The 9,012-nt window shown below is 72.8% G+C and carries 9 protein-coding genes; 2 read left to right on the top strand and 7 right to left on the bottom strand.

Going from position 1 to position 9,012, the window contains the following annotated elements; all coding sequences use genetic code 11:
* Positions 1–206 precede the first annotated feature (206 nt).
* The 4 genes from proC to ABD54_RS23630 all read right to left on the bottom strand — a co-directional run bounded on the left by proC (position 207) and on the right by ABD54_RS23630 (position 4,041).
* A complete protein-coding gene (gene proC, locus ABD54_RS23645) occupies positions 207–1,001 on the bottom strand; it encodes a pyrroline-5-carboxylate reductase (RefSeq protein ID WP_047871737.1) in 795 nt (264 codons plus the stop codon).
* Positions 1,002–1,088: 87 nt separating this feature from the next.
* The gene (locus ABD54_RS23640) at positions 1,089–2,027 is read right to left on the bottom strand and encodes a sugar phosphate isomerase/epimerase (protein ID WP_047871740.1); all 939 of its coding nucleotides are present in this window, start codon (positions 2,025–2,027) and stop codon (positions 1,089–1,091) included.
* 258 nt (positions 2,028–2,285) lie between these two features.
* Positions 2,286–2,900 (bottom strand): C40 family peptidase, encoded by a 615-nt coding sequence (locus tag ABD54_RS23635; protein WP_047871736.1) that lies wholly within the window; start codon positions 2,898–2,900, stop codon positions 2,286–2,288.
* Positions 2,901–3,126: 226 nt separating this feature from the next.
* The gene (locus tag ABD54_RS23630) at positions 3,127–4,041 is read right to left on the bottom strand and encodes an SGNH/GDSL hydrolase family protein (RefSeq protein ID WP_047871735.1); all 915 of its coding nucleotides are present in this window, start codon (positions 4,039–4,041) and stop codon (positions 3,127–3,129) included.
* 171 nt (positions 4,042–4,212) lie between these two features.
* On the opposite strand from ABD54_RS23630, the gene radA reads away from it, so the two are divergent.
* Entirely contained in the window at positions 4,213–5,595 is a 1,383-nt protein-coding gene (gene radA, locus ABD54_RS23625) for a DNA repair protein RadA (RefSeq protein WP_047871739.1), read from the top strand.
* A 25-nt stretch (positions 5,596–5,620) separates the two neighbouring features.
* On the opposite strand, the gene ABD54_RS23620 is transcribed toward radA, so the two are convergent.
* Together ABD54_RS23620 and ABD54_RS23615 are read right to left on the bottom strand one after the other, a co-directional pair.
* Positions 5,621–5,998 carry an SSI family serine proteinase inhibitor gene (locus tag ABD54_RS23620; RefSeq protein ID WP_047871734.1) on the bottom strand — a complete coding sequence of 126 codons (378 nt, stop codon included), beginning with the start codon at positions 5,996–5,998 and terminating at the stop codon, positions 5,621–5,623.
* Between the two features lie 507 nt (positions 5,999–6,505).
* Entirely contained in the window at positions 6,506–7,213 is a 708-nt protein-coding gene (locus ABD54_RS23615; RefSeq protein WP_200904181.1) for a hypothetical protein, read from the bottom strand.
* Positions 7,214–7,342: 129 nt separating this feature from the next.
* Between ABD54_RS23615 and ABD54_RS23610 the strand changes: the two genes are divergently transcribed.
* Complete coding sequence (locus tag ABD54_RS23610; protein ID WP_047871732.1) at positions 7,343–8,218, top strand: A/G-specific adenine glycosylase; 876 nt, start codon at positions 7,343–7,345, stop codon at positions 8,216–8,218.
* Between the two features lie 85 nt (positions 8,219–8,303).
* Here ABD54_RS23610 and ABD54_RS23605 read toward each other — a convergent pair whose 3' ends face one another.
* On the bottom strand, positions 8,304–8,864 hold the full coding sequence (locus tag ABD54_RS23605; protein ID WP_394324551.1) for a DUF3105 domain-containing protein: 561 nt from the start codon (positions 8,862–8,864) through the stop codon (positions 8,304–8,306).
* Positions 8,865–9,012 lie beyond the last annotated feature (148 nt).

Raw genomic sequence — 9,012 nt, 5'->3', positions numbered from 1 at the left:
GCCCCTCAGAGGCCGTCGCCGCCTACGGGAGCATGGAGGACCCTGGAATCAGGAGATGGGGGAGATCCCGCGCGTGCGGGACCGAGGGGGCCGTGTACACCCTTCACCGAAGACATTACCCAGGTCCCCCGACATCGGACCCCGCGAGACGGGCCGCTTCCGGCCATCTCCCCTCGTGCGCCACACCGCCGGCACCGAGCGGCGCGTCAGCTTCCGGAGAGCGCGTCGCTGCGGTCCCGGGCCGCCTCGATGGCGTCGGTGAAGGCCGTGCGCACGCCGTGCCGCTCCAGCTCGCGCAGCGCGGCGGCGGTGGTGCCGCCCGGCGAGGTGACGGCCTCGCGCAGCACGACCGGGTGCTCACCCGAGCCGTTGAGCATGGCGGCGGCGCCCGTGATGGTCTGGCCGACCAGCTTCTGCGCGGTGGCGCGCGGCATCCCCATCGCCACACCGGCCTCGATCATCGTCTCGGCGATGAAGTAGAAGTAGGCGGGGCCGCTGCCGGAGATGGCGGTGACGGTGTCCATGTGCTGCTCGCCCACGCGGATGACCTCGCCGACCGTGCCCAGCAGCGCCTCGGCGCGGTCCAGGTGGTCCTCACCGGTGTGGACTCCGCCCGCGATCGCGGTCATCCCCTGCCCCATCAGGGCGGGCGTGTTGGGCATCGCCCGGACGACGGGGGTCCCGGAGGGCAGGTGCTCCTCCAGCACGGCGGTGGTGATCCCGGCCGCCACGGAGATCACGAGGCAGGAGGAGGACAGTCGCGGCGCCAGGTCGTCCAGCAGCGCCACCATGTCCTGGGGCTTGAGCGCGAGCAGGAGGGTGTCGGCGCGCTTGGCCGCGTCCGCGGCCGGAACCACCTCGATCCCGTAGCGGGCGCGCAGCTCCCCGGCGTGCTCCTCGCGCGGCTCGGTGACGAGGACGTCCTCCGGCGCGTGGCCCGTGGCCAGCATTCCGGCGAGCAGAGCCTCGCCCATCTTCCCGGCACCGATGATGGCGATCATGAAGGGTCCTTCCTGCGGATACCCCCACGCTAACGGCACCGGCGCCCCCGCGTGGACACCGGATCCCACTGTGTGGACACCAGGACCTCACTCGGGGTCGACGGTGCCCTTGTCGTCCACGGTGCCGCCCTCGTCGACGGCGAAGCGTCGGGGCGGCGCCGAGGGGGTGCGGCGCAGCAGCGCGATGCGCTCGCGGCGGTCGCGCGGACGGTCGCCGGGGCCCCCGGTCCGGGCGAAGTGCAGCCGGGTGAAGGCCAGGGCCTCGGCCAACTCGCGCATGCGCGCCTGGCGGTCCGGGGCCTTGCGGGTGCTGACCTCCAGGACCAACTGGCCCCCGAAGCCGGTTCCGGCGAGGTACTCCAGCAGCTCGCCCACCGGCTGGCGTCCGCGCCCGGGGATGAGGTGCTCGTCGAGGTTCTGGCCGCCGATGCCGTCGGCCACGTGGATGTGGGAGAGGCGGTCCCCCAGGCGCTTGGCCATGTCCATGGCGTCGGAGCCGGACATGGCGGTGTGCGACAGGTCGAGCGTGACGTCGGGGTAGTCCCGGTCGAGAGGATTCCAGCTCGGCGCGTAGGGGACGACCTCGCGGTCGCGCACGCGCACCGGGTACATGTTCTCCACGGCGAAGACGACGTCGGTCTCGTCCTGCATGCGGGAGATACCGGCCTCGAACTCCCGGGCGTAGTCGCGCTGCCATCGGAAGGCGGGGTGCACCACGATCGTCTTGGCGCCCAGGGCCTCGGCCATCTCCTTGGAGCGGACGAGTTTGCCCCAGGGCTCCCTGCCCCATACCCGCTGGGTCAGGACCAGGCAGGGCGAGTGGACCGCGGTGACGGGGATCTGGTGGTAGTCCGAGAGGCGCCGCAGGAGGTCGGTGTCCTGGCTTGCCGGATCGGAGGAGACGAGCACCTCCACGCCGTCGTACCCCAGCTTCGCGGCGATCTCGAAGGCGGCCGGGGTCTTCTCCGGGTAGACCGACGCCGACGACAGGACGACGGGCGCGTCTGGGACCTGGATAGGGCTCACGCCCACCAGAGTATGCGCTAACACGCCCCCTATGCGTACCGCCCGCGTGAACGCGGCGTGCCGTTCTCCCCGCGCCCTGCCCCGCGGAGGGTGCGGGCGCCGGTCGCGAGGCGGTGTCGGGAGGGCCCGCGGGTGCACCCGCGGAGCCCCGGTTCGTGGTCGCCGACCGCCACGTCGTCGGGGCGGTCGGACGCGGCCGGGGTCACTCCCCGGGACGCGTGGGGCGGCCGTCAGCGCGCTGCGCGAGGCCCGCCCGTCTCACAGCCGTACGGCGCCCGCGAGACCGTGCTTGTGGACGTCCCGCTCACGGACGTGGTCCCCGGAGTTCGGCGCGTCGATCATGCGCCCGCGACCGAGGTAGATGGCGACGTGGTAGGCGTAGCCGCCGCTGTCGGCCCAGTACAGGATGTCGCCCCGGCGGGCTCTGGAGTAGGAGACCCGGGACCCGGCGCCGACCTGGTCGTGGGCGATGCGGGGCAGTTCCACACCGGCCTGCTTGTAGGCCCACTGGACGAGCCCCGAGCAGTCGAAGCCGTTGGGGCCGGTGCCTCCCCAGCGGTAGGGGGTGCCCTTCTTGGACTCGGCGGCGCTGATGGCGTCCTCAAGCGTCGACCTGGACAGCGACATGTGGACGCGCCGGGGTCCGGCGGAATCCGGTGCGGCGGGTGCGGCCTGCTGCGCCGGTCCCAGCGGCTGCGGGGACTGGACCGGATGGGCGAGCGCGGGCGCCGCGCCGGCGGTCAGGGCGGCGGTGAGCGCCGCGGCGGCGAGCGCGCACCCGCCGCTCCTGCGGGGAGGAACGGACGAGGCCTGCCGCCCCGGGTCCGTGGGACGACAGGCCTGCCTTCGCTCGTGGTGTCGCGGTATTCGCATGACGGTGGCTCTCCAGCTCTCGCTCGGAGCGTCGCGGCGCCCACGTCACTGTGACGCGGATCTCCCTGTCGCGACGCCCTCACCATTCGTCACACAGACCACGAGTTATGTCACTCTCCGTAGCGCGAGCAGCCGCCAAAGACGGTAAAGAGTCCTTGACCTTCGGCGGGCGAAAGCACCCAGGTCACCATCGAACGGACTCCCCCCGGCGGCCGGTCACCCCGGGCTACGCGGCGTCGTCCACGGGCGCGGGGACCCCCAGCTCCGCTCCCACGAAGTCGGCCGTGGCCCGCATACCGAGGAAGTTCGGGTGCACCGGTGCCCCGTTCTCGGGGATCAGGCCCTCCACCCAGCGGGTGTCGGAGGACTGGCAGACGTCGTGGCCGCGCTCGAAGACGTCCACGAAGACCGCACCCCGGGCCTCGGCCTCCTCGGCGATCATCGCGTTCAGCGCGGTCTGCGCCCGGTCCAGGAAGGGCACGTCGCCCCACGCGATGGGCGTGCTCGGCCAGCAGCCCCTGCTCTCGGGCAGGATCTGGAGGTAGCCCACGGCCAGGACCGTGGCGTCGGGGCTGCGCTCTGCGATGTCGGCGTAGACGCCCGCGACCTCCGGGCGCAGGTCCTCGACGCGCTGGTCGAGCTCGTCGCCGTAGTGCTCGGCGCACGGGTCGCCCAGCGGGTTGCTCAGGCTCTGCTTGGCGCACTCCAGGAGCACCTCGGAGAAGCCGAAGTCGTTGCCCGAGATCCCGACCGTGACCAGGTCGGTCTCCGGGGTCAGGGCGTCGAGCTGGGGCGGCGTGTCGTCGAACTGCGGCTCGTAGAGGTCGTTGACGACCGCGCCCGAGCAGCTGGCGTCCGTGAAGTCGGTGATGCCCATCCGTTCGGCGAGCATCGTGGGGTAGTTGTTGGACGTGCGCAGGCAGCCCAGCAGCGGCATGCTGCTGCTGACCCTCTCCTCCCTGATGAGCGGACCGGCGACGAAGGAGTCGCCGAGGGAGACGTAACTGTCGAAGGCGGGCGCCTGCGCGGTCTCGGCGGCGGCGGGCGCGGCGACCAGGGACGCGCTCAGCGCGGCGACGGCCACGGGGACCAGGGCACGGCGCGGGGATCGGGGCGCGGCGGTGGCGGATGTACGGAGCACGCGGGCTTCCTCTCCATGGAGCGGGGGCGTTGGAGCTGTCGGACCCTAGGAATTCTTTAACACGACCTACGGGATAAGGTGCCTAACTCGTAGGTAACTTTCATGTGTCTCCGAAAGGTCCGTTTACTCCTCGCGACGGGGTTGTCCCAGGAAGCCGCTAGCGTGGCCACCATGGCGAAGGCAGCGAAGACCACGTTCCGGTGCGCGGAGTGCGGATGGAGCACCCTCAAGTGGGTGGGCCGCTGCGGCGAGTGCCAGGCCTGGGGCACGGTCGAGGAGGCGGGCGCCCCCGCGCCCTCCGCCGTCGCGCCCGCGCCCGTCACCTCCCGGGCCCGGCCCATCACCGAGATCAGCGTGGAGAGCGCCGAGGCCGTCCCCACCGGCGTCGACGAACTCGACCGGGTCCTGGGCGGCGGCGCGGTCCCGGGCGGAGTGGTGCTGCTCGCCGGTGAGCCCGGCGTGGGCAAGTCCACCCTCCTGCTGGAGGTCGCCGCGATGCGCGCGGCCGAGGGCCCCGTGCTGTACGTGACCGGGGAGGAGTCGGCCGGGCAGGTGCGGCTGCGCGCCGAGCGGCTCGGCGCGCTCTCCGACAAGCTCTACCTGGCCGCCGAGACCTCCATCGCCGCTTTGGCCAGCCACGTGGACGCGGTCGGCCCCCGGCTGCTCATCGTGGACTCGGTGCAGACCATGGTCTCCCCCGACACCACCGGCGTCCCGGGCGGCGTCACCCAGATCCGCCAGGTGACCGGCGCGCTGATCCAGATCGCCAAGGAGCGCGGGATCGCCACCGTGCTCGTCGGACACGTCACCAAGGACGGGTCCATCGCCGGCCCGCGGATGCTGGAGCACCTGGTGGACGTGGTGCTGCACTTCGAGGGCGAGCGCCACTCCCAACTGCGGCTGCTGCGCGCGGTCAAGAACCGCTACGGGCCCACCGACGAGATCGGCTGCTTCGAGCTGACCGAGTCCGGCATCGTCGGCCTGCCCGACCCGAGCGGGCTGTTCCTCACCGAGCGCACCGACCCGGTGCCGGGCACGTGCGTCACCGTCACCCTGGAGGGGCGGCGTCCGCTGATCACCGAGGTCCAGGCCCTGGTCGCGCCGACCCCGCTGCCCGCGCCGCGCCGGGCCACCTCGGGCCTGGACACATCGCGGGTGAACATGATCCTGGCGGTACTGGAGAAGCGCACGGGCATGAAGCTGGCCAACATGGACGTGTACGCGTCCACGGTGGGCGGCGTGAAGCTGACCGAGCCCGCCGTGGACCTGGCGCTGGCGATGGCGGCGGCCAGCTCCAACAACGACGTCGCGCTGCCCGTCGGCTTCATCGCGATCGGCGAGGTGGGCCTGGCGGGCGACGTGCGCACCGTGAGCGGCGTGCGGCGCCGGGTGACGGAGGCTCAGCGCCTCGGCTTCACCGAGGCGGTCGTGCCCAAGCACTTCGGCGACCCGGTGCCGGGCATCCGCGTCCACGAGGTGGAGGAGCTGAGCGAGGCCCTGAACCGGGTGGCGCGGCGGTCGCGGCGGGCCCGCGCCCCCCGGGACGGCGACTGAGCGCGGACCGCCGCGGACCGGCGCGTCAGAAGTCGAAGACCGCGCCCTTCTCGCTCACGAGGACGCACTCGTTGGAGAACTCCTCGCGGTAGTCCTCGGTGCCGTAGGCCACGGCGACCACCGGGTCGTAGACGAACGTGCAGGGCCGCTCCCGGCCCTCGACCGCCGCCAGCGAACCGGCCTCGGCGATGGCCTCGCAGGCCTCGGCGGCTCTGGGGTGCGTGCCCGCGGCGACGGGCGCGCACACCAGCGTGACCTCCCGCGTCTCACCGGTGGTGAGGCTGTGGACGCGCAGGATGTAGCCGTTCTCACCGGTCTGCGCGGCCTCGGCGGCGTGCGCGGGCGCGGTGAGCGCCAACGCGAGGACGGAAGCGGCGGCCAGGGCCGGGACGATGCGATTCACGACAGCCTCCAGGGACGTGCGGATTCCAGACATCACGGATGGTAATCGAAGCATTACGGGAAGCTGTCGCTTTTCCGCGAGGTCGCCTGAATTTCCCCGCAACAGGGTTGCGGCCCGACCCGAATCTTGGGCGATAAGAAGAGAATGCGGTGCTATGACGGATTTCCCGTCACTACCGCCGGGAAACCCCCGCCAGGTGCCCCACGAGCCCGTAGCCGTCGGACCGCGGGTCTTCCCCGGCGTCGGCCGTCCAGCGGCTGGGCGTCGGCGGCGAACGCGCTCCGTCCGTGGCGGACGACCGTCAGTTCCGCGGGGCCCTGTCGGGGACGAGAGCGGGCACTCCCGTGGGGAGCGCCCGCTTGGGAGCGCTCCCAACCGCAGGAAGGCTACCTGCGAACACCGATGTCGTAAAGGGGCCCCTCCGCGCCGCGACACCCCGCACCGGGCGGCGCGCACACGCCGGGGCCGGGAGCGGCGCACACTCCCGGCCCCGTGTCGTGCGTCAGCTCAGGACTTGAGCTGGAAGGGGAGCTCGGGCTGGTCCCCGGCGTAGTCCCCGTGCAGGTTGGCCCGGTACCAGCCGGGCTGGGCGGAGGCGTCGGTGCCCCGGCAGTCCTCGAAGGAGCGCATCCGCTCCCACGTGAACGTGTACTCGTGCGGGACGCCCCTGCTGATCTGGCGCTTCTCCGCGCTCCGGTCCTCCGCGCAGTCGGCGGTGGAGAAGATCCGGTCGTCGCCCGAGTGGATACGGATCTCCATGGCCTCGCCGCCCATGTCCACGGTGCAGGTCTGCTCGGCGGTGTTGACCACGGTGATCTTGAAGCCCGGGTCGGCGCCGGCTCCGTAGACCTCCTGGTCCTCCTCCGCGTACTCGAAGGTCACCACGACGTCCTGCGGGCGGCAGGCGTCCTCTGGGCGCTCCGGAGCGGGCACCTCTCCGTCCTCCCCGCCCCCGGCGGAGTCGCCGTCGCCGGCCGCGGAGCCGCCGGAGCCCTCGGAGTCCTCAGCGTCCTCGGAGGGGTCGGCGCTCTCCCGCGCCCCCTCGGAAGGATCGGCCCCGGGTTCCTCGCTCGCGTCCGCGGAGGGCTCCGTGGGTGAGACACTGGGTGAGGCCTCGATGCCCGCGTCCGAGCGGGTCGGCTCGCCGCTCTCCTCCCCGGAGGGGCGGCAGGCGTACGCGATGAGCGCGAGCAACAACAGGGCCCCGGCCAGCACGAAGGCTCGCCGCTTCCAGTAGGTCTCGCGGCTGACGGCTCCTGGTTGTCCGGTACTTGACGCCATGCGCCGTAGTATTGCGGTTTTGCGTGTACCTCACCTACTCAACCCGCCGATTCCCAGTTAAAGATGAGCGATAACCCTTACAGCACCCCGGTTCTGGCGTGGTACGAGAGCCACGCCCGCGATCTCCCCTGGCGACGGCCCGACGCCTCACCGTGGTCGATCCTGGTCAGCGAGATCATGCTCCAGCAGACGCCCGTGGTGCGCGTCCTGCCCGCCTGGAGCGCATGGATGGAGCGCTGGCCCGCCCCGGCCGACCTGGCGCGGGAGCCCTCCGGGGAGGCCGTGCGCATGTGGAACCGGCTCGGCTACCCGCGCAGGGCGCTGCGCCTGCACGCGTGCGCGGTGGCGATCACGGGGGAACACGGCGGGCGGGTCCCGGAGGACCACGCCACCCTGCTGTCCCTACCGGGCGTGGGCTCCTACACCGCGGCGGCGGTGGCGAGCTTCGCCTTCGGTCAGCGGCACGCCATTCTGGACACGAACGTTCGACGTGTCCTGGCAAGAGCCGAAACCGGGGTCCAGTACCCGCCGAAAACCCAGACGAAGGCGGAGACCGCTCTCGCCGAGTCCCTGCTGCCGTCCGCGCCCCCGGTGGCCGCCCGCTGGGGCGTGGCCGTCATGGAGCTGGGGGCGCTGGTGTGCACCGCGCGCACGCCCGCGTGCGCGGACTGCCCGATCGCCCACCAGTGCGCCTGGCGGCTCGCGGGCAAGCCCGCCTACGACGGTCCGCCCCGGCGCGGCCAGACCTACGCGGGCACCGACCGGCAGGTACGCGGACGGCTGCTGGCGGTGCTGCGCGACTCCGCCCACCCGGTGCCCAAGGGCGCGCTGGACGTGGTCTGGGACGACCGCGTCCAGCGCGAGCGGGCCCTGGACGCGCTGGTGTCCGACGGCCTGGTGGACCCCCTGGACGACGGCCGGTACGCCCTGCCGGGCTGAGCGCGCCCCGGCCGGGGGAGGCCGGGCCGCAGCACGGCGACCACAGGGGACGCGGCCGGACGGCGCGGCGGGAGGCCCGCTGCGCTCAGGTCCGCGGGCCGGAGTACCGCGCCGCGGCGGTCCCGGACTCCCCCGCGGGGTCGGACTCGGTTCCGGAGTGGCCGTCGCTGCACGGCGCGCCCGGCTCGGGGGTGTTCTCGCCCTGGACGAACTCCACCAGGTACTCCGCCAGGCGCGGGTCCGCGGGGTCCTCCAACAGGATCTGGGAGCCCCAGGCCGACGCCACCACCGGGGCGGGCAGGCCCTCCACGGGGCTGACCACCAGGTAGTCGCCGGGCGAGTAGTACCCGGCCAGGGTCTGGACCTGCGCCGAGGACAGCCCGGGGTCGTAGGCGATCCACACGGCGCCGTGCTCCTGGGCGTGCACGACGTACTCCGCGCGCAGGGGCCGGTCGTAGACGCCGCAGTCCTGCCAGATCGGGTAGTGCGGCCCGCCCGCGGGCGGGAACATCCCGTAGTCGACGGTCTCGCCCTCGTCCACGTGTTCGCTGGACAGGCCCTCGTAGTACCGCACCTCGCCGACGCCCTCTGCGGAGGCGCCGCCGCCGGAGAACAGCCGCACCGAGGCGACCGCGCCGCCCAGCATGAGGATGACGACCAGGGCCACGGCCCCGATGATCAGGCCTGTCCCGCCCGACGCCACCACCGGGGCGGGCAGGCCCTCCACGGGGCTGACCACCAGGTAGTCGCCGGGCGAGTAGTACCCGGCCAGGGTCTGGACCTGCGCCGAGGAC

The sequence above is a fragment of the Nocardiopsis sp. RV163 genome (assembly GCF_001029525.1).
In the GTDB taxonomy this organism is placed as follows: domain Bacteria; phylum Actinomycetota; class Actinomycetes; order Streptosporangiales; family Streptosporangiaceae; genus Nocardiopsis; species Nocardiopsis dassonvillei.
This window is presented reverse-complemented; position numbering and strand designations above follow the sequence as displayed.

Coding starts and splice junctions, on each gene's coding strand:
- proC (WP_047871737.1), bottom strand. CDS start 1,001: ATGATCGCCATCATCGGTGCCGGGAAGATGGGCGAGGCTCTGCTCGCC.
- ABD54_RS23635 (WP_047871736.1), bottom strand. CDS start 2,900: ATGCGAATACCGCGACACCACGAGCGAAGGCAGGCCTGTCGTCCCACG.
- radA (WP_047871739.1), top strand. CDS start 4,213: ATGGCGAAGGCAGCGAAGACCACGTTCCGGTGCGCGGAGTGCGGATGG.
- ABD54_RS23610 (WP_047871732.1), top strand. CDS start 7,343: ATGAGCGATAACCCTTACAGCACCCCGGTTCTGGCGTGGTACGAGAGC.
- ABD54_RS23605 (WP_394324551.1), bottom strand. CDS start 8,864: ATGCTGGGCGGCGCGGTCGCCTCGGTGCGGCTGTTCTCCGGCGGCGGC.